21 protein-coding genes are annotated in these 19,973 nt (G+C 51.9%); 7 read left to right on the top strand and 14 right to left on the bottom strand.

Annotated features, from left to right (window positions below; all coding sequences use genetic code 11):
- Window positions 1-3: 3 nt before the first annotated feature.
- Window positions 4-1,164, bottom strand: coding sequence for an efflux RND transporter periplasmic adaptor subunit (locus LA337_21230; protein UBI15650.1), 1,161 nt, complete (start codon window positions 1,162-1,164; stop codon window positions 4-6).
- 413 nt (window positions 1,165-1,577) lie between these two features.
- Here LA337_21230 and envR point away from each other — a divergent pair, with 413 nt between their 5' ends.
- Window positions 1,578-2,234: an acrEF/envCD operon transcriptional regulator gene (gene envR, locus LA337_21225; GenBank protein UBI15649.1), complete on the top strand. Its 657-nt coding sequence runs from the start codon at window positions 1,578-1,580 to the stop codon at window positions 2,232-2,234.
- 46 nt (window positions 2,235-2,280) lie between these two features.
- Here the strand turns inward: envR and LA337_21220 are convergent, their stop codons facing one another.
- From LA337_21220 to LA337_21165, 12 genes are all read right to left on the bottom strand, one after another.
- Window positions 2,281-2,445 carry a DUF2556 family protein gene (locus tag LA337_21220; GenBank protein ID UBI15648.1) on the bottom strand — a complete coding sequence of 55 codons (165 nt, stop codon included), beginning with the start codon at window positions 2,443-2,445 and terminating at the stop codon, window positions 2,281-2,283.
- 82 nt (window positions 2,446-2,527) lie between these two features.
- Window positions 2,528-3,412 carry an adenine-specific DNA-methyltransferase gene (gene yhdJ, locus LA337_21215; protein UBI15647.1) on the bottom strand — a complete coding sequence of 295 codons (885 nt, stop codon included), beginning with the start codon at window positions 3,410-3,412 and terminating at the stop codon, window positions 2,528-2,530.
- Window positions 3,413-3,500: 88 nt separating this feature from the next.
- Entirely contained in the window at window positions 3,501-3,797 is a 297-nt protein-coding gene (gene fis / locus LA337_21210; protein UBI15646.1) for a DNA-binding transcriptional regulator Fis, read from the bottom strand.
- A gap of 25 nt (window positions 3,798-3,822) precedes the next feature.
- Complete coding sequence (dusB, locus tag LA337_21205) at window positions 3,823-4,788, bottom strand: tRNA dihydrouridine synthase DusB (protein UBI15645.1); 966 nt, start codon at window positions 4,786-4,788, stop codon at window positions 3,823-3,825.
- A 360-nt stretch (window positions 4,789-5,148) separates the two neighbouring features.
- On the bottom strand, window positions 5,149-6,030 hold the full coding sequence (prmA, locus tag LA337_21200; protein UBI15644.1) for a 50S ribosomal protein L11 methyltransferase: 882 nt from the start codon (window positions 6,028-6,030) through the stop codon (window positions 5,149-5,151).
- Between the two features lie 11 nt (window positions 6,031-6,041).
- A complete protein-coding gene (gene panF / locus LA337_21195) occupies window positions 6,042-7,493 on the bottom strand; it encodes a sodium/pantothenate symporter (GenBank protein UBI15643.1) in 1,452 nt (483 codons plus the stop codon).
- On the bottom strand, window positions 7,483-7,725 hold the full coding sequence (locus LA337_21190) for a YhdT family protein (GenBank protein ID UBI15642.1): 243 nt from the start codon (window positions 7,723-7,725) through the stop codon (window positions 7,483-7,485). Before LA337_21190 ends, panF begins: the two co-directional genes overlap by 11 nt.
- 107 nt (window positions 7,726-7,832) lie before the next feature.
- The gene (accC, locus tag LA337_21185) at window positions 7,833-9,182 is read right to left on the bottom strand and encodes an acetyl-CoA carboxylase biotin carboxylase subunit (protein ID UBI15641.1); all 1,350 of its coding nucleotides are present in this window, start codon (window positions 9,180-9,182) and stop codon (window positions 7,833-7,835) included.
- A gap of 10 nt (window positions 9,183-9,192) precedes the next feature.
- Window positions 9,193-9,663 carry an acetyl-CoA carboxylase biotin carboxyl carrier protein gene (gene accB, locus LA337_21180; protein ID UBI15640.1) on the bottom strand — a complete coding sequence of 157 codons (471 nt, stop codon included), beginning with the start codon at window positions 9,661-9,663 and terminating at the stop codon, window positions 9,193-9,195.
- A 392-nt stretch (window positions 9,664-10,055) separates the two neighbouring features.
- Window positions 10,056-10,655 carry a protein-methionine-sulfoxide reductase heme-binding subunit MsrQ gene (gene msrQ / locus LA337_21175; protein ID UBI15639.1) on the bottom strand — a complete coding sequence of 200 codons (600 nt, stop codon included), beginning with the start codon at window positions 10,653-10,655 and terminating at the stop codon, window positions 10,056-10,058.
- The gene (msrP, locus tag LA337_21170) at window positions 10,656-11,660 is read right to left on the bottom strand and encodes a protein-methionine-sulfoxide reductase catalytic subunit MsrP (protein UBI15638.1); all 1,005 of its coding nucleotides are present in this window, start codon (window positions 11,658-11,660) and stop codon (window positions 10,656-10,658) included. It abuts the gene before it with no gap.
- A gap of 119 nt (window positions 11,661-11,779) precedes the next feature.
- On the bottom strand, window positions 11,780-12,754 hold the full coding sequence (locus tag LA337_21165) for an oxidoreductase (GenBank protein UBI15637.1): 975 nt from the start codon (window positions 12,752-12,754) through the stop codon (window positions 11,780-11,782).
- A 225-nt stretch (window positions 12,755-12,979) separates the two neighbouring features.
- On the opposite strand from LA337_21165, the gene csrD reads away from it, so the two are divergent.
- Window positions 12,980-14,920, top strand: a complete 1,941-nt coding sequence (gene csrD, locus LA337_21160; protein UBI15636.1) for an RNase E specificity factor CsrD — start codon at window positions 12,980-12,982, stop codon at window positions 14,918-14,920.
- A gap of 8 nt (window positions 14,921-14,928) precedes the next feature.
- Here csrD and LA337_21155 read toward each other — a convergent pair whose 3' ends face one another.
- Window positions 14,929-15,249: a hypothetical protein gene (locus LA337_21155; GenBank protein ID UBI15635.1), complete on the bottom strand. Its 321-nt coding sequence runs from the start codon at window positions 15,247-15,249 to the stop codon at window positions 14,929-14,931.
- Here LA337_21155 and mreB point away from each other — a divergent pair.
- The 5 genes from mreB to rng all read left to right on the top strand — a co-directional run bounded on the left by mreB (window position 15,227) and on the right by rng (window position 19,906).
- Window positions 15,227-16,270: a rod shape-determining protein MreB gene (gene mreB / locus LA337_21150; GenBank protein ID UBI15634.1), complete on the top strand. Its 1,044-nt coding sequence runs from the start codon at window positions 15,227-15,229 to the stop codon at window positions 16,268-16,270. The two genes, LA337_21155 and mreB, sit on opposite strands and share 23 nt — an antisense overlap.
- Before the next feature lie 64 nt (window positions 16,271-16,334).
- Window positions 16,335-17,357, top strand: a complete 1,023-nt coding sequence (gene mreC, locus LA337_21145) for a rod shape-determining protein MreC (protein UBI15633.1) — start codon at window positions 16,335-16,337, stop codon at window positions 17,355-17,357.
- Window positions 17,358-17,846, top strand: a complete 489-nt coding sequence (gene mreD, locus LA337_21140; GenBank protein UBI15632.1) for a rod shape-determining protein MreD — start codon at window positions 17,358-17,360, stop codon at window positions 17,844-17,846.
- Window positions 17,847-17,853: 7 nt separating this feature from the next.
- Window positions 17,854-18,447 carry a Maf-like protein gene (locus tag LA337_21135; GenBank protein UBI15631.1) on the top strand — a complete coding sequence of 198 codons (594 nt, stop codon included), beginning with the start codon at window positions 17,854-17,856 and terminating at the stop codon, window positions 18,445-18,447.
- A complete protein-coding gene (rng, locus tag LA337_21130) occupies window positions 18,437-19,906 on the top strand; it encodes a ribonuclease G (GenBank protein ID UBI15630.1) in 1,470 nt (489 codons plus the stop codon). The genes LA337_21135 and rng overlap by 11 nt, the downstream gene beginning before the upstream one ends.
- Window positions 19,907-19,973 lie beyond the last annotated feature (67 nt).

The following is a 19,973-nucleotide window of genomic DNA, read 5'->3' as shown; positions in this document are numbered from 1 at the left end:
ACCTTATTGGGCTTTCGTGGCAGGGGTTTCGGTATCGGCAGTTGCTTTAACCTGAACGCCAGGGCGTGCTTTTTGTAAGCCGCTCACGATAACTTTGTCACCTGGTTGCAGACCTTCGCTGATGAGCCACTTGTCGCCAATGGCTTGTGCGGCGACGACTGCGCGAGACTCAACCTGACTCTTGTCGTTAACGACCATCACGGTGGCATCGCCGCGAGGCGTGCGCGTCACACCCTGTTGCGGAACGAGAATGGCATTCGGCTGGACGCCTTCATCAATGCGCGCGCGCACAAACATGCCCGGCAGCAGCGTGTGCTGCGGGTTAGGGAATACGGCCCTGAGGGTGATGGATCCGGTGCTTTCATCAACCGTCACGTCAGAAAATTGCAATGAGCCTTTCAGCGGGTACGATTGACCATTTTCCATCACCAGTTCGACGGTACTGCTGGCGCTGTCTTTATGCAGGCTTCCTTGCTCAACGGATTGCTTGAGGCGCATAAAGTCATTACTGGACTGTGTTACGTCGACGTAAATAGGATCAAGCTGTTGCACGGTAGCAAGCTCAGTTGCCTGACCATTCGTGACTAATGCGCCTTCGGTGACGTTAGATTTACCGATACGTCCGCTAATGGGCGATGTCACTTTGGTGTAAGCCAGGTTGATACGTGCGCTTTCGACCGCCGCTTTTGCCGCGATTACGGAGGCATCGGCCTGGCGGGCATCAGCAATCGCCTGATCGTACTCTTGCTGGCTGATGTACTTGGTGCCAACCAGCGGGACATAGCGTTTTACCGTTAAATGCGCGATAGCGGCAGCCGCTTCACTCTTTGCCAGTTCGCCTTTGGCGCTGTCATAGTCCGCCTGGTAAGTCGCGGGATCGATCTGATAAAGCGACTGACCGGCTTCAACATCGCTCCCCTCGGTAAAATTCCGTTTAAGAACAATCCCGCTGACCTGAGGACGGACCTCAGCAATACGAAATGCCGTTGTGCGTCCAGGTAATTCAGTCGTCACAGCTAAAGGCGCCTTTTCGACGACATGAACAGTCACCTGCGGCTCTGCGGGATGAGCTTGTGTTTCTCCCTGATCGTTACAACCGGCGAGTAATGCTGCGGAGATGATGATGAATGAGGGCAGGAGTGAAAACCTGGCATTTTTCGTCATTTCTATTCCTTAAAAAACCGAACGCTCGTTATTAACCGGGTAACGCAGAGGCGATAACGCGCACAAGAAAAAATAATAGTTGGCTATCCTACAAATTATTAGCTTGCGATGTAAGCAATACTTATTTATAAGCGCAATACACGGCACGTAAAAACAAAAAAAGATTAATCTACTGCCGTTTCATTATGGCGTTAATAGCAATACTATGATGCGCATAAACACATGTTGAAATAGATATTGAATTGGTGAATATATTGATGGTTGTTATTTGTTTTGTTTATTCGTGTGTAATGTCTGCAATTAATGCGTTTAGACCTCGTTTAAATAAATGCTAAGTGATACATTTGTTCCGTATAGCAAATATTAGATAAGAAAGTTAATCATTCTCTACTCTACCCCAGACAGTCGAAACCATGGCCAGAAAAACGAAAGCTGATGCTCTCAAAACGCGACAGCACCTGATAGATACAGCGATTGTGCAGTTTGCCGCGCGCGGCGTTAGCAATACGACGTTAAACGACATTGCGGATGCCGCCAGCGTGACGCGGGGGGCGCTGTATTGGCATTTCGAAAACAAGACGCAACTGTTTAATGAGCTATGGTTACAACAACCTCCATTGCGCGATCTTATTCAGGACCAGCTTATTGGACGTTGGGGGGATAATCCTTTACAGCGACTGCGTGAAAAGTTTGTGGTGGGATTACAATATATTGCACAGAATCCTCGCCAGCAGGCATTAATGCAGATTTTATATCATAAATGTGAATTCCATAATGATATGATATCAGAGCAGGCTATTCGCGATAAAATAGGCCTCAGTCATCAAAGCATTCGCGACGCTCTGCAGAAGTGCGTGGATGAAAATCTGATTGCCACCAGTCTGGATTTAGATGTCATCATCATTATTTTGCACGGTAGCTTTAGCGGAATAATAAAAAACTGGTTAATGAATCCAGTGAGTTATGATTTGTATGGGCAAGCGCCAGTATTAGTTGATAACGTATTAAAAATGTTAAGCCCGGATGGCTGCGTAATGCAATTAATGCAGAGTGAAAATCAGCCTGGGTAGAGTTGGCCGCCAGGGCCTGACGGCTGTCGAAGTGTTTCCCGTCGTGCTATTCGAGATCGACGCAGTTGACTAACTTAAGAGGGTTCACTGAATTCATATTCCGGCACTTGTCGTGCTCCGTTGTCATCAGCTCTATCCACTGAATGAGCAGTGCATCAAAAAGAAAAACGAAGACCGCAAAAACAACCAGCCACCAATACTTGCGAATCATTACCAAGCCCTGTGTATTCATGCCCAAGCGTGCAGGGAATATACACGAAATCTGTAGGCTGAAAAGCAGACTTACAATGCTTTTACTTTGCTGAAAGATCGCCATTCTTTGCCGTTAATCGACTCTTTTTAGACAGGTTTTTTGTCTTCCGCTTTTTTACCTTTGCAAGCTCAATCTCTGAAAAATGAGAGCCAATACTCATTCTTCTGAGTCCCATTTTTACGTACTCGGCATTGATTTCAATCCCGACAAACTTGCGGCCTAATTCCACGGCGGTGGCACCGGTGGTGAAACTACCGGCAAACGGATCCAGCACGCTGTCATCTGGGCAGGAGGAAGCCAGAATGATGCGTTCAAGGAGGGCTTTGGGCTTTTGCGTCGGGTGATTTTCATATTCGTCCATCAGATAACGAACGCGTGGAAACTCCCAGACATTGCCCGGCACTTTTTTCTGGTTGTAAGGTTGAGGCGGGTTCTTTCTGTAGTCTATCAGCGCGCGTTGAGCGCCTGTTTTAGCTTCCACCAGAATATCATCACGATTAAACGTGTAGTTTTTCTGATCTTTTACCATCATCAGGATCGGTTCATACATCGACCCAAAGTGCTTTTTAGCCTGTACGCCGGAGCTATCGTATGACCACACGATACGGCTCTTGATGGTAAAGATCTGGCGGCATTTGAGGTCGATGTACGGCATGTTCTCCGTACTGTTCATGATGTACATGGTGCCGTGCGGTTTGAGAATGCGGTGGCATTCGTCAATGCACTCAAAGAGCCACGCCAGAAAAGCCTCTTCATCCCAGGATTCCACCATCCCGTCAAAGTCTTTACCGATGTTATAAGGTGGGTCGGCAAAAATGAGATCGATGCTTTCAGACGGCAGCTTTTTCAGTTCGGTCAGTGCATCACCCAGGATTATCTTTTTAGACTCATCGCCAAAATAGACAGGTTCACATCTTGCGTTCATCGCCAAAGCCTCCCGTGTGACGTTAATAAAAAAGGCGCTTCCCCATGCCGAGTAGCGCCTTTTAAAACAAACATTTCGCTGATTAGTATCAGTTCATGCCGTATTTTTTCAGTTTTTTACGCAGCGTACCACGGTTGATGCCCATCATCAGGGCAGCACGGGTCTGGTTACCGCGGGTGTATTGCATCACCATGTCCAACAGGGGCTGTTCTACTTCAGCCAGTACCAGCTCATAGAGATCGTTAACATCCTGACCATTCAATTGAGCAAAATAGTTCTTCAGTGCCTGTTTAACCGAGTCACGCAGGGGCTTTTGAGTTACCTGGTCCTGAGAGTTAACGGTAGAAACGGTCAGTACGTCAGAATTTACGCGTTGTTCGAACATAGTTCTGTCAGCTCTTTATTTCTGTTTACGCAAAATTTTCGAAGTATGCCTCCAACGCCGCCAGCTGTTCGCTGGAATCTTCAATGGCGTTGAATGTGCGCCGAAACTGGTCATCCGGAGCGTGTTCCTGGAGATACCAGGATACGTGTTTACGCGCAATTCGGTACCCTTTTGCCTGACCGTAAAAGTCGTGCAGTTCCCGAATGTGCGCACAAAGCAAGCGCTTCACCTCTGCCAGAGGCAGCGGGGGCAGCAGCTCCCCAGTGTCCAGATAATGCTGGATTTCCCGAAAGATCCAGGGTCTTCCCTGAGCTGCACGTCCTATCATCAGGGCATCCGCCCCCGTATAGTCGAGTACAGCTCTGGCTTTATGCGGGTCAGTAATGTCGCCATTCGCGATAATCGGAATGGAAACTTTCTGCTTAACTGCCCGAATACTGTCGTACTCAGCATCTCCATTGAACAAACAGGCGCGGGTGCGTCCATGAATGGTCAGAGCCTGAATGCCACAGTCTTCAGCCAGTTGGGCAATCTCTACGCAGTTACGGTGTTCCGGAGCCCAGCCGGTGCGAATCTTGAGTGTGACAGGAACGTCCACTGCATTGACGACCTCGGTTAGTATTGATTTCACTAAGTCCGGGTACTGCAAGAGGGCTGAACCTGCGAGCTTACGATTCACTTTTTTAGCCGGACACCCCATATTGATATCAATAATCTGGGCGCCGCTTTCCACGTTAATACGTGCGGCATCGGCCATCTCAACAGGGTCGCTACCGGCAATTTGCACCGTGCGAATTCCTGGCTCATCAACGTGCACCATCCGTAAACGAGACTTGTCACTTTCCCAAACCTGCGGGTTAGAAGACATCATCTCGGATACCGTCAATCCGGCTCCCATCTCATAGCACAGCGTCCTGAATGGTCTGTCAGTGATGCCAGCCATAGGTGCTGCGATCAGGCGATTTCTGAGCTGATATTGTCCGATGCGCATGAGTTAAGAAATGACCATACTGTGACTGCAAGGCGGCGTATATTACGCATTTTTCGCACGAGATGAAAGGCCAAACTTTGACCAATCCACTGAGGTGGATCAATGAATTGCTGGTTAAGTACACAGTTTCAAATTAAAATCTTTAATAATCATTTGGATACGATATTGTGCTAATTTTTCATCCGTTTATAAATTCCAAAAACTTCTCTTTTTTTATTACGGCCAGACTCAACTTATCAGGATAAAAAGCTGTTTTTGTGAGCAAATAGTGACTTTGTAATGCGATCTCGCTCCCATTTCCGCAAATCCTTTTGCGAAAAAAAGAGCGATTATTGCGTTACCAACGGTAACGAGAAGGGATTATTTTTTCTGACCGGTGATGCGGCACCATTCTTCTTTCTCGATAACCGGATCGAGCGTAAAGAGATCGGCATAGGCTTCGCAAACGCTTTCCGCCTGGCTGGCAAGAATACCAGAAAGCCCCAGTAAACCGCCCTCAACGGGCAGTACGCTGATTAGCGGCGCCAGCTCACGTAATGGTCCGGCAAGAATGTTAGCGACCACCACGTCGGCTTTCATCGCTTCTGGCTGGTCTTTTGGCAGGTACAACTCCAGACGCTCGGAAACGCCATTGCGCTCGGCGTTATCCCGGCTGGCCTGAATCGCTTGCGGATCGATATCCACGCCGATAGCTTTCGCTGCGCCCAGTTTCAGTGCCGCAATGGCAAGAATGCCGGAGCCGCAGCCAAAGTCGATAACCGTTTTGCCGTTGAGATCGAGACCGTCCAGCCATTGCAGGCACAGAGAGGTGGTGGGGTGAGTACCTGTGCCAAATGCCAGACCCGGATCCAGCATCACGTTGACGGCATTCTCATCCGGGACATCGCGCCAGCTCGGGCAAATCCACAGACGTTCGCCAAAGCGCATCGGGTGGAAGTTATCCATCCATTCGCGTTCCCAGTCTTTGTCTTCGAGCTGTTCGATTTTATGCGCGAAACCTTCGCCCAACAGCGGATGTTGCTCCAGGATGGCAACCACTTCTTTCATGTCGGTTTCTGCATCGAACAAGCCGATCACATCGGTATCTCCCCACAGGCGAGTCTCGCCCGGCAGAGGTTCAAACACCGGCGTATCATGCGTATCCTGGAAGGTGATGGAAACGGAGCCCGCTTCCATCAGCGCATCGCTCAGCTCTTCAGCGTTGGCGCCGGTCGTGTTCAGTTTTAGTTGGATCCATGGCATGGCAAAACTCTTTATTTATCAGTAGTCAATATGGCGGCTTGCGGGACGGCGGAACCGAAACGGTTGCCAATCAGGAAAGCCAGCAAACTTATCAGTAACGAGGGCACAATCGGGTGGAAGCCCAGGTACTGAACGTTAAAGGTAGCGAGGAAGGCATAAAGTACGCCGCCGACAATCATCGCGCTCAATGCGCCAGCCGCGTTTGCCCGCTCCCAGTACAGGCCCAGCACCAGCGGCCACAGGAAAACGGCTTCCAGCCCGCCAAACGCCAGCAGGTTAAGCCAGATAATCATCTCTGGCGGTTTCCAGGCGGCCAGCAGCAGTAATGCGCCGAGCAGCAGGGTAATGACTGCCGACATACGCTTCAGCCGGGTTTCGTTTTTCAGCTGTTCCGGACGAAGGTTCAGGTACAAATCCTTAATGATCGTAGCGGAACTTTGCAGCAATTGGGCATTGATCGTCGACATGATCGCGGCCATCGGGGCCGCGAGGAAGATCCCGGCAGCTATCGGCGGCAACACTTTGACCATCAGCGTAGGGATAACCAGATCCGGTACCGTGAGGTCAGGGATCACCGCACGCCCCAACGCCCCCGCCAGATGCATACCAAACATCAGGATCGCCACCACGATGGTGCCGATGATAATGCCGCGGTGCACTGCTTTACTGTCTTTATAAGAGATGCAGCGTACCGCCGTGTGCGGCAGGCCAATGACGCCAAAGCACACCAGTACCCAGAATGAGGTCATGAAAGTGGGTGACAGAATGTCATCAGCGCCCTGCGGCGAAACCAGTTTAGGATCGATGGTTTGCAGAGTTACTACCGCGTTGCTGAGGCCTCCGGCAGCGTGAACGACACCGACCAGCAAAACGATAGTACCAATCAGCATCACCATGCCCTGCATGGTGTCGTTCAGTACGCTGGCGCGAAAACCGCCGAATGCCGTATATAAAGCGATACTGACGCCAAAAATCAGCAGACCCGTTTCGTAAGGGATACCCGCAGCGGTTTCCAGCAAACGTGCACCGCCAATAAACTGTACGGTCATCGCCCCGACAAACGCGACCAGTAAGCTGAGGCTCGCCAGCCACACCAGCAGGCGGCTCTGGTAGCGCGCAAACAGCATATCGTTGAGGGTAACGGCATTATAGCGGCGCGCCAGAATGGCGAATTTCTTACCAAGAATCCCCAAAGAGAGCCATACCGCAGGCAACTGGATCATCGCCAGCAGCACCCATCCCAGCCCGTATTTGTAAGCGGCGCCTGGACCACCGATAAAAGAGCTGGCGCTAATATAGGTTGCCGTTAGCGTCATGGCTAACACGACCCCGCCCATGGAGCGGCTGCCGAGGAAATATTCATTCAGGAAAGTACCGGTCACTCTCTTACGCATGGCGTAAACAGAAAGACCGAAGACCACCAGTAGGTAGGCGACCAGCGGCAAAATAACTTCAAGCTGCATCGTCATCCTCCAACGGAATGTCGCGATAGATAAACTTCACCATCGCCCAGCACAGTAAGATGAAAACCAGTGGCGTTAGCAGACAGGCCATTTCAAACCAGTGCGGTAAGCCGGTAAAGCCGAGCGTGGAATCTGGTAAGTAAGCGGCCACTAACCATGTGGCAAGATATAAAAGGGTCAGCCACAGCGCCCAGCGCGCCTCTTTATGGGCCTGAACAAAACGAGCGTCCATTTTTTGTCCCTTGTGGATAAAGAAAGCGGGGATTGTACCTTATGGCACGTGCGGGAGGGGAGAAAAACAAAAGGCCGGAATTTCCGGCCTTTTCGGTTAACGCACGCTTACTTTTCCTGAAGTCCGAGTTTTTTCTCCAGATAGTGGATATTGGTTCCACCGTGCTGGAAATGCTCGTCATTCATGATGCGGATCTGCAGATCAACGTTGGTTTTGATACCGTCGATGATCAGTTCCTGCAATGCGTTTTTCATACGGGCGATCGCTACGTCGCGGTTTTCGCCATAGCAGATCAGCTTACCGATCATTGAGTCATAGTACGGAGGTACAGTGTAGCCTGCGTAAATATGGGACTCCCAACGCACACCAAAGCCACCCGGTGCGTGGAAACGCGTGATTTTGCCCGGGCTTGGCAGGAAGGTGTTCGGGTCTTCGGCGTTGATACGGCATTCTACCGCATGGCCTTTTACCACAACTTCATCCTGCTTGATGGACAGCGGTTGTCCCGCTGCGATGCGCAGTTGCTCTTTGATCAGGTCAACGCCGGTGATCATTTCGGTTACCGGGTGCTCAACCTGAATACGGGTGTTCATCTCAATGAAGTAGAACTCGCCGTTTTCAAACAGGAACTCAAAAGTACCCGCCCCGCGATAGCCGATATCAACGCATGCTTTGGCGCAACGCTCGCCGATGTAGCGACGCAGTTCCGGTGTAATGCCCGGCGCTGGTGCTTCTTCGACGACTTTCTGGTGACGACGCTGCATGGAGCAGTCACGTTCTGCCAGATAAATCGCGTTACCCTGACCGTCTGCCAGCACCTGAATTTCGATGTGGCGTGGGTTTTCCAGGTACTTCTCCATGTAGACCATGTCGTTGTTGAAAGCCGCTTTCGCTTCCGCTTTGGTCATGGAGATGGATTGCGCCAGCTCGGCATCGCTGCGCACGACGCGCATACCGCGACCGCCGCCGCCGCCGGAGGCTTTGATGATAACCGGGTAGCCGATGCGTTTAGCATGAGCGCGGTTAGCGTCCATGTCATCGCCCAGCGGGCCGTCAGAGCCAGGGACTGTCGGTACGCCAGCTTTCTTCATCGCGGTGATTGCGGACACTTTGTCGCCCATCAGGCGGATAGTGTCGGCTTTCGGGCCGATGAAGATAAAGCCGGAACGCTCTACCTGCTCAGCAAAGTTGGCGTTCTCAGAAAGGAAGCCATAGCCCGGGTGAATTGCCACCGCGCCGGTGATTTCAGCAGCGCTAATGATAGCCGGGATGTTCAGATAGCTTTTTACGGACTGAGCCGGGCCAATACAAACCGTCTCATCCGCCAGCAATACGTGTTTTAAATCGCGATCCGCGCTTGAGTGCACCGCGACAGTCTTGATGCCCAGTTCTTTACAGGCACGAAGAATACGCAGGGCAATCTCACCACGGTTGGCGATAACAATTTTATCCAACATGTTCGCCTCGTTATTCGATGACGACCAGCGGCTCGTCAAATTCTACCGGTTGACCGCTTTCTACCAGAATCGCTTTAACGACACCGGATTTGTCGGCTTCGATCTGGTTCATCATTTTCATGGCTTCAACGATGCACAGGGTATCGCCCGCATTCACTTTCTGGCCGATTTCGATGAACGCTTTCGCATCCGGGCTCGGGGTGCGGTAGAACGTACCAACCATTGGGGAGCGTACGATGTGACCACTGATTTCCGCTGCTGCCGGAGCTTCCATACTTGGAGAGGCAGTTTGTGCGACAGCGTTAGACAGAGCTGGCTGCTGCATCACTGGTGCAGCATAAGCCTGTTGCATCATTGGAAAACTTGCAGCTGGCGCCGCACGGCTGATGCGTACAGATTCTTCGCCTTCAGAAATTTCCAGTTCGGAGATGCCTGATTCTTCAACCAGCTCGATCAGTTTTTTAATCTTACGAATATCCATGAGTGGGTTCCGTACTCTTTGTTTAGTGAGATTGTGACAAGCGTTTTACCGCCGTCTGTATAGCATTTTTATAACAGTGAGTGACAAGATGCCACGCATCTCAGGCGTTGCACTGGGTGCGGTTGCCATTGAGTGAGATTGCCAGACTTGTTAGTCATTGTGCGGCTATCTTCTGCCATTTTCGGGTAAAAGACAAAATATACCTTCAACATGCGAATGTCACCCTTTCCGCGCTCTAAAAACGCTACCGGGGATAGCAAAGTCGCACATTATAACTATTTCGTAGCAATTGGCAGCTAAATACTGGTCTTATCAGGGAAGATAATCAACCGTTAACATGTAAAGAAAATCGGATCGTCCGCATTTTGCAACGTACTGCACATATCGTGAAACTACCGCCACCACTGGCGAAACTTCTTGTATCGGCAGGCTAACAGCACCGCAGCAAGTGCGGCATAAATGATCGGTTGCGGGGAGATAATTTTTACCGACCACAGATAATGTATGGGTGCCAGGATCGCCACAAGATAGACGAAGTTGTGCAGATACTGCCAATTTTTACCCAGCTTTCGCTGCGCCAACTGCGTGGATGTTAATGTGAGGGCGAATAATATGACCCAACTGACAATGCCCAGCATCAAATAAGGTCGTGTGATTAATTCGCGTCCTAACAGCGCCAGATTATTAATACCCAGTTCCAGAAGCGCGTAGCTGGTTAAATGCAGCGTTGCCCATGCGAAACACCATAGCCCTAATAGGCGACGCGTGCGTATCAATAATGGCTGTTTAGCGTAGCGCGCGAGAGGAGAGACCAGCAAGGTCGCCAGTAAGAATTTCAGAGCTGTCCTACCGGTAAAGTGCTGGATATCTTTGACCGGGTCGGCGCTCAGGCCGCCGTTATTTACCGCCCAAAATAGCCAGACAAACGGCAAAAAGCCGGCAAGATGCAGGCAAACTTTCAGCCCGGTAATGTGTTTCGCAGTCAGACGCACCTAAAAATTCTCCTGCAGGTTAAGACCACGGTACAGTGATGCAACCTCATCGGCGTAACCGTTAAACAGCAGCGTGGGTTGGCGTTGAACGTCCAGAATACCGCCAGCGCCAATGAAACGCTCGGTGGCCTGGGACCAACGGGGGTGATCGACATGCGGATTCACGTTGGCATAAAACCCATATTCATTGGGGGCGGCCAGGTTCCAGGTGGTCGGCGGGCGTTCGCGGGTGAGTTTGATACTCACAATCGACTTAATGCCTTTAAATCCGTATTTCCACGGCACAATTAAACGAATGGGCGCGCCATTTTGTGGCGGGAGGGCTTTTCCATAAACCCCCACGGTAAGCAACGTGAGTGGATGCATCGCTTCGTCCAGACGCAGGCCTTCAACATAGGGATACTTCAGCCCGCCGCCAATAAAACGATCCTTTTGTCCTGGCATCTCATCCGGCGCGTAGCGCGTTTCGAACGCGACATACTTTGCGTTGCTGGTGGGTTCAACCTGTGCCAGCAGTTTATATAACGGAAAGCCAATCCACGGCACAACCATTGACCAGGCTTCCACACAACGCATCCGGTAAATCCGTTCTTCCAGCGGGAAACGGGCGGTCAGCGCATCGTGATCGAGGGTGAGTGGTTTTGCCACTTCGCCACTGATTTGCAACGTCCACGGATCGGTTTTCAGGCTACCTGCGTTGGCTGCCGGATCCGCCTTATCGAGGCCGAATTCATAGAAGTTGTTGTAGCCAGAAACTTTATCCGCTGGCGTTAAAGGAAGCGAATTTTGCCAGGCGGCGGGTTTACTGAAATCAAGTGGCTTACCTGCGGGCGCGGGCGGGCGGTCGTTCCCTTTAAACCAGCTAAGAAGGTCAGCCTGCGCAGAGTGGGGCAAGGACAATGCGGCAGCGCTGATCCCTAATGCTTTCAGTACCTGGCGACGCTGCATAAAAAAAGCCGACTCGTCAGTGACGTCGGCTTCTGTAAATGGACGTAGTTTCTTCATAACAGACTCCCGGCTTACGCGTCATAACTGACAGGGGACGCGTAGTTAATATGGCAGGGAGTCTGGAGATATGCCGCGAAATTTCGTTAATTAAGTGTAAATATCTGCGCCAGCGCCAGTTACTTCACCTTCACCAGCGTACGGCCTTGCACCTGGTTATTGATGATGGCATCGGCGAACTTCGGCGCATCCGCCAGCGTAATCTCCGTGGCGGCCTGAGCATAGAAAGATTCCGGCAGATCCTTAACCAGACGCGCCCAGGCCTCTGCCCGGCGTGCTGGCGGGGTCATCACCGAGTCCACTCCTTGCAAACGAACGTTACGCAGAATGAATGGCATCACCGTGGTTGGCAGAGCGAAACCGCCAGCCAGGCCGCAGGCGGCAACGCAGCCGCCGTAGTTCATCTGCGCCAGAACTTTTGCCAGGACTTTGTCGCCAACGGTATCAACCGCGCCAGCCCACAGCTGTTTTTCCAGCGGGCGTGATTCTGCAAACTCATCGCGACCAAGAATACGGCTGGCGCCCAGGCTCTTCAGGTAGTCGTGGGTACTTTCACGGCCCGAAACCGCCGCAACCTGATAACCCAGCTTATGCAGTAACGCAACGGCTGTGCTGCCCACGCCGCCGCTGGCGCCGGTGACGACAATTTCACCGTCTTGCGGGCGAATACCTGCATCCTCAAGCGCCATTACGCACAGCATAGCGGTAAAGCCGGCGGTGCCGATGACCATGGCTTTACGCCCATCCAGTCCTTTTGGCAGGGCAACCAGCCAGTCGCCTTTCACGCGTGCGCGTTCTGCCAGTCCACCCCAATGATTTTCACCCACGCCCCAACCGGTCAGTAACACTTCCTGACCCGCATGAAAACGGGGATCTTCGCTTGCACGCACGGTACCGGCGAAATCGATACCAGGAATCATCGGAAAATTACGAATGATTTTACCCTTGCCAGTGATAGCCAGAGCGTCTTTATAGTTCAGGCTCGACCAGTGGACATCCACCGTCACATCGCCTTCAGGTAGCTGATTTTCGTCGAGGGGTTGAACGGATGCGAGGGTTTTTCCGTCCTGCTGTTCTAAGATCAAAGCCTGCATAACCTGTCCTCAATTCGTATAGTGGATTGGAAAATTATTAATGAAGACTATACTCGCTAATCAAAACATGATGCCGATTCTGCGCAATAAATTGCCAGATATACCTGATTTGGTAGTATGCCCACACTGTTTGTATAAATGGACGGATTTTGCGTTCAGTTTTGCATTTTTGGGTCGCTATATCACTTTCATGCCCGTTTCATAACTGTCGGAGTTAACACAAGGATGCGATTAACGACGAAATTTTCAGCTTTTGTCACGCTGCTTACTGGGTTAACGATCTTCGTGACTCTGATCGGCTGCTCGCTGAGTTTCTATAACGCGATTCAATATAAGTTCACTACCCGTGTTCAGGCGGTGGCGACGGCAATTGATACGCACCTTGTTTCCCGCGATGTTGTGGCGTTAACCCCGCAAATAGATGAACTGATGGTTTCTGCTGATATCGTGCGCGTTGAACTGCTACAGGGCGAAAACGTGGTGTATGACCACTCCCGTACCAGCAGTTATCGCCCGGCGGGGACGAACAATCTGTATCGTGACATCACCGTTCCGCTGGTCAAACATCCTGGCATGTCGCTGCGTCTGGTTTATCAGGATCCGATGGGCAACTATTTCCATTCGCTGATGACCACCGCGCCACTCACGCTGGCGATTGCTTTCATTATACTGATGCTCTTTTTGTCGGTGCGCTGGCTTCAGCGTCAACTTTCAGGTCAGGAACTGCTGGAGATTCGTTCCACGCGCATTCTGAATGGCGAACGTGGACCGAACGTGCGGGGAACAGTCTATGAATGGCCAGCGCGTGCCAGTAGCGCACTCGATATGTTACTGACCGAAATTCAAAATGCTCGCGAACAACGCAGCCGCCTCGATACGCTGATTCGCTCCTATGTGGCGCAGGATACAAAAACCGGACTGAGCAACCGCCTGTTCTTTGATAACCAACTGGCAACGCTGCTGGAAGATCAGGAAAAAGTGGGATCGCATGGCGTCGTGATGATGGTGCGTCTGCCGGACTTTACTCTGCTGCGCGATAGCTGGGGAATCACCCTCGCGGAAGAACAAATTTCGACATTAATTAATTTGTTGTCGACTTTCATGACGCGCTATCCGGGCGCGTTGCTGGCACGCTACCACCGTAGCGATTTTGCCATCCTGCTGCCACACCGCACGCTGAAGGAGGCGGAAAGCATCGCCGGGCAATTATTAAAAGCGGTAGATGCGCTTCCGGCTAATAAAATGATCGATCGTGCCGATATGGTTCATATCGGTATTTGCGTTTGCCGCAGCGGACAGTCGACGGAACAAGTAATGGATCACGCCGAAGCGGCTACGCGGAATTCGGTATTGCAGGGCGGAAACAGTTGGTCGGTCTATGATGACTCACTGCCGGAAAAAGGGCGGGGAAACGTACGCTGGCGAACGCTGATCGAACAGATGCTCAGCCGGGGCGGACCAAGAATTTATCAAAAGCCTGCGGTAACGCGCGAAGGTCGGGTACACCATCGGGAGCTGATGTGCCGTATTTTTGATGGCAGCGAAGAGGTCATCTCGGCGGAATATATGCCGATGGTGCTGCAGTTTGGCCTGGCTGAAGAGTATGACCGCCTGCAAATCAGCCGTCTGATCCTACTGTTGGGCTACTGGCCGCAGGAAAACCTGGCGATGCAGACAACGGTTGAATCGCTAATTCGCCCACGTTTTCAGCGCTGGCTACGTGATACGCTGATGCAGTGCGAAAAATCATTACGCAAACGCATAATTATTGAACTTGCGGAGGCAGATGTCTGTCAACATATCAGCCGGTTACAGCCTGTCATCAGATTGATGAATGCGCTGGGTGTGCGAATTGCCGTTACGCAGGCGGGTTTAACGCTGGTGAGCACCAGTTGGATCAAAGAGCTCAACGTTGAGTTATTGAAGCTCCATCCAAGCCTGGTGAGGAATATTGAAAAGCGGACTGAAAACCAGCTCCTGGTTCAAAGCCTGGTGGAAGCCTGTTCTGGAACACCAACGCAGGTTTACGCCACGGGCGTTCGTTCGCGTAGCGAGTGGCATACGCTGACGGAACGCGGAGTTGCGGGTGGGCAAGGGGATTTTTTTGCCGCATCACAGCCACTTGACACTAACGTGAAAAAATATTCGCAAAGATACTCGGTTTAACCTGCCGTTTAATTTGTTTTCACGTAGAATAACGCGCGCTGTGCCTTCTGGGGGTGTGCTTGTCTGCTCGCCAGGTTGTAACAGCAAACATGCAGGTGAATGACCTTTGACAGGTTGCAAACAAAAGCGAGGAATGCTGCTGATTTATTCAGCCCTGATGGACTCAGGCCGGTTTTGTAACAAAGGAAACGAACTGCACTAATTTTCACCGTAGCAGATGATTTTTGCGCCTTGTCGCTGCTGCGTGTGGTTGGTAAAGTAAGCGGATTTTGTTTTCCGCCCCAGCTTTCAGGATTATCCCTTAGTATGTTGAAAAAATTTCGTGGCATGTTTTCCAATGACCTGTCCATTGACCTGGGTACCGCGAATACCCTTATTTATGTAAAAGGACAAGGCATCGTATTGAATGAGCCTTCTGTTGTGGCCATTCGTCAGGATCGTGCCGGTTCGCCGAAAAGCGTGGCTGCAGTAGGTCATGATGCGAAGCAGATGCTGGGTCGTACACCGGGCAATATCGCTGCAATTCGCCCAATGAAAGACGGCGTTATCGCTGACTTCTTCGTGACTGAAAAAATGCTCCAGCACTTTATCAAACAAGTGCACAGCAATAGCTTCATGCGCCCAAGCCCGCGCGTACTGGTGTGTGTACCGGTTGGAGCAACTCAGGTTGAGCGCCGTGCGATCCGTGAATCCGCTCAGGGTGCAGGCGCCCGTGAAGTCTTCCTGATTGAAGAGCCGATGGCGGCTGCGATCGGTGCGGGTTTGCCAGTTTCTGAAGCAACCGGTTCTATGGTTGTGGATATCGGTGGTGGTACTACTGAAGTTGCCGTTATCTCTCTGAACGGCGTGGTTTACTCTTCTTCTGTACGTATTGGCGGCGACCGCTTCGACGAAGCGATCATTAATTATGTTCGTCGTAACTACGGTTCTCTGATCGGTGAAGCTACCGCAGAACGTATCAAACACGAGATCGGTTCCGCTTATCCGGGTGACGAAGTGCGCGAAATTGAAGTTCGCGGTCGTAACCTGGCTGAAGGTGTTCCGCGCGGCTTTACCCTGAACTCCAACGAGATTCTGGAAGCTCTGCAGGAACCGCTGACCGGTATTGTGAGCGCAGTCATGGTTGCACTGGAACAGTGCCCGCCAGAGCTGGCGTCTGACATCTCCGAACGCGGCATGGTACTGACCGGTGGCGGCGCGCTGCTGCGTAATCTTGACCGTCTGTTAATGGAAGAAACCGGTATTCCAGTTGTTGTTGCTGAAGATCCGCTGACCTGCGTGGCGCGTGGTGGCGGCAAGGCACTGGAAATGATCGATATGCACGGCGGCGACCTGTTCAGCGAAGAGTAATCGGATGCAGGTAGGGTAGCCAGCGGGTTACCCTTCCGCTCTGATACGAGAATACGCATAGACTATGAAGCCAATTTTTAGCCGTGGCCCGTCGCTACAGATTCGCCTTATTCTGGCGGTGCTGGTGGCGCTCGGCGTTATTATTGCCGACAGCCGCCTGGGGACGTTCAGTCAAATCCGAACGTACATGGATACCGCCGTCAGTCCTTTCTACTTTATCTCAAATGGTCCCCGTGAATTACTCGACGGCGTTTCGCAAACGCTGGCTTCGCGTGACCAACTCGAACTTGAAAACCGGGCGTTGCGTCAGGAACTGCTGCTGAAAAATAGCGAACTGCTGATGCTGGGGCAATATAAACAGGAGAACGCGCGTTTGCGTGAGCTGCTGGGATCGCCGCTGCGCCAGGACGAACAAAAGATGGTGACGCAGGTCATCTCAACGGTTAATGACCCTTACAGCGATCAGGTGGTTATCGACAAAGGGAGCGTTAACGGCGTCTACGAAGGTCAGCCAGTTATTAGCGACAAAGGCGTAGTCGGTCAGGTCGTTGCGGTGGCTAAACTGACCAGCCGTGTGCTGCTGATTTGCGATGCAACACATGCGTTGCCTATTCAGGTACTGCGTAACGATATTCGCGTGATCGCTGCCGGTAACGGTTGCACCGACGATCTTCAGCTCGAACACCTGCCGGCCAATACCGACATTCGCGTTGGCGATGTGCTGGTTACCTCGGGCCTGGGTGGCCGTTTCCCTGAGGGTTATCCGGTTGCTGTTGTTTCTTCCGTTAAGCTGGATACTCAGCGCGCTTATACTGTGATTCAGGCACGCCCGACCGCGGGTCTGCAACGTCTGCGCTATCTGCTGCTGTTGTGGGGCGCCGATCGTAATGGCGCAAATCCGATGACGCCAGAAGAAGTGCACCGCGTTGCCAATGAACGTCTGATGCAAATGATGCCGCAAGTTCTGCCTGCACCAGATACCATGGGGCCGCCTGCGCCAGTGCCAGCTCCCGCAACAGGCGTAACTCCAGCGCCTGCGGATACCACGCCGCCACAACCTGCTCCGCGTAAGCCGGGAGGACAGTAAGTGGCAAGCTATCGTAGCCAGGGACGTTGGGTGATTTGGCTCTCGTTCCTTATTGCACTGTTGCTGCAGGTCATGCCCTGGCCGGACGACATTCTGGTTTTCCGGCCAAACTGGGTGCTGCTCATCTTGTTGTACTGGATCCTGGCGCTGCCGCATCGCGTAAATGTGGGTACAGGGTTTGTGGTGGGTGCCATACTGGATCTCATCAGCGGCTCCACGCTTGGCGTGCGCGCATTGTCTATGAGTATCATTGCTTATCTGGTCGCGCTGAAATTCCAGCTATTCCGCAACCTCGCGCTCTGGCAGCAGGCGTTGGTGGTCATGTTGTTATCACTGGTCGTGGATATTATTGTTTTCTGGGCCGAGTTTTTAGTGATCAATGTCTCTTTCAGACCCGAAGTGTTCTGGAGTAGTGTAGTGAATGGTGTGCTTTGGCCATGGCTATTCTTACTGATGCGTAAAGTCCGTCAGCAGTTTGCGGTGCAATAAGGTTGATATGAATACTCTGTATCTTGCTTCAGGTTCTCCACGTCGTCAGGAGCTGCTCGCTCAGCTTGGTGTTACTTTTGAACGACTGGTGCCTGGGATTGAAGAGCAGCGGCACCCGCAGGAAAGCGCGCAGCAGTACGTTTCGCGTCTGGCGTGTGAAAAAGCGCAGGCTGGTGTGGCGATGGCCCAGCGCGATTTGCCAGTATTGGGGGCGGATACCATTGTTATCCTTAATGGCGAAGTGCTGGAAAAACCCCGCGACGCCGCTCATGCCGCAGCCATGCTGCGCAAACTGTCGGGCAAAACGCATCAGGTCATGACCGCTGTGGCATTGGCCGACCGCCAGCACAGTCTGGACTGTCTGGTGGTGACGGAAGTGACGTTCAGAGCACTAACCGATGAGGACATCGCGGGCTATGTTGCCAGCGGTGAACCAATGGATAAAGCAGGTGCATACGGTATTCAAGGGTTGGGTGGCTGTTTTGTCAGGAAGATAAATGGCAGCTATCACGCCGTAGTCGGCTTACCGCTGGTAGAAACGTATGAGTTGCTGACCAATTTTAACGCACTGCGTGAGAAAAGGGATAAACATGACGGCTGAATTGTTGGTAAACGTAACGCCATCGGAAACTCGGGTGGCTTACATTGATGGCGGTATTCTGCAGGAAATTCATATTGAACGTGAGGCGCGACGCGGAATCGTAGGCAATATCTACAAAGGTCGTGTAAGTCGTGTACTTCCGGGTATGCAGGCGGCTTTTGTAGATATTGGGCTGGATAAAGCCGCATTTCTTCACGCTTCAGACATCATGCCGCACACTGAATGTGTGGCGGGTGAAGAACAAAAACAGTTCACCGTGCGCGACATATCTGAACTGGTGCGCCAGGGCCAGGATCTCATGGTGCAGGTGGTAAAAGATCCGTTGGGTACTAAGGGCGCACGTCTGACGACGGACATCACGCTTCCTTCCCGTTATCTCGTCTTTATGCCGGGTGCTTCGCATGTTGGCGTGTCCCAACGTATCGAAAGCGAAACCGAACGCGAGCGTCTTAAAAAAGTGGTAGCGGATTACTGCGATGAGCAGGGCGGATTCATTATTCGTACCGCGGCGGAAGGCGTCTGTGAAGAGGATCTGGCCTCGGATGCTGCCTACCTGAAGCGCGTCTGGACGAAAGTCATGGAGCGTAAAAAGCGCCCGCAAACGCGCTATCAGATGTATGGCGAACTGGCGCTGGCGCAGCGCGTGTTGCGTGATTTTGCCGATGCGCAGCTTGACCGGATCCGCGTCGACTCCCGTTTGACCTATGAAGCGTTACTGGAATTTACGGCGGAATATATCCCCGAGATGACCAGCAAGCTGGAACATTACAGCGGACGCCAGCCCATATTTGATCTCTTTGACGTTGAGAATGAAATCCAGCGCGCGCTGGAACGCAAAGTAGAGCTGAAGTCCGGCGGTTATCTGATCATCGATCAAACCGAAGCGATGACCACCGTCGATATCAACACCGGCGCGTTTGTTGGGCATCGTAATCTCGACGACACTATCTTTAATACTAATATTGAAGCAACGCAGGCTATCGCTCGTCAGCTGCGTCTGCGAAACCTCGGCGGCATTATCATTATCGATTTTATCGACATGAATAATGAAGATCACCGTCGCCGGGTGCTGCACTCTCTGGAACAGGCTCTGAGCAAGGATCGCGTTAAAACCAGTATCAACGGTTTTTCACAGCTGGGTCTGGTAGAGATGACGCGCAAACGCACGCGTGAAAGCGTGGAGCATGTGCTGTGCAACGAGTGTCCGACCTGCCACGGGCGTGGTACGGTGAAAACGGTGGAAACAGTATGCTATGAAATCATGCGCGAAATCGTGCGGGTACACCATGCATATGATTCCGATCGTTTCCTGGTCTATGCTTCACCGGCAGTAGCTGAGACCCTGAAAGGTGAAGAGTCACATGCGCTGGCGGAAGTCGAAATCTTTGTCGGCAAACAGGTCAAAGTACAAATTGAACCGCTGTATAACCAGGAGCAGTTCGACGTCGTTATGATGTAATCTGGCCTGGTAGACGCCAAATGGCGATACTTTGCAGGCCGGAGAAGGCGTTCACGCCGCCATCCGG

Source organism: Citrobacter europaeus (assembly GCA_020099315.1).
In the GTDB taxonomy this organism is placed as follows: Bacteria; Pseudomonadota; Gammaproteobacteria; order Enterobacterales; family Enterobacteriaceae; genus Citrobacter; species Citrobacter europaeus.
This window is presented reverse-complemented; position numbering and strand designations above follow the sequence as displayed.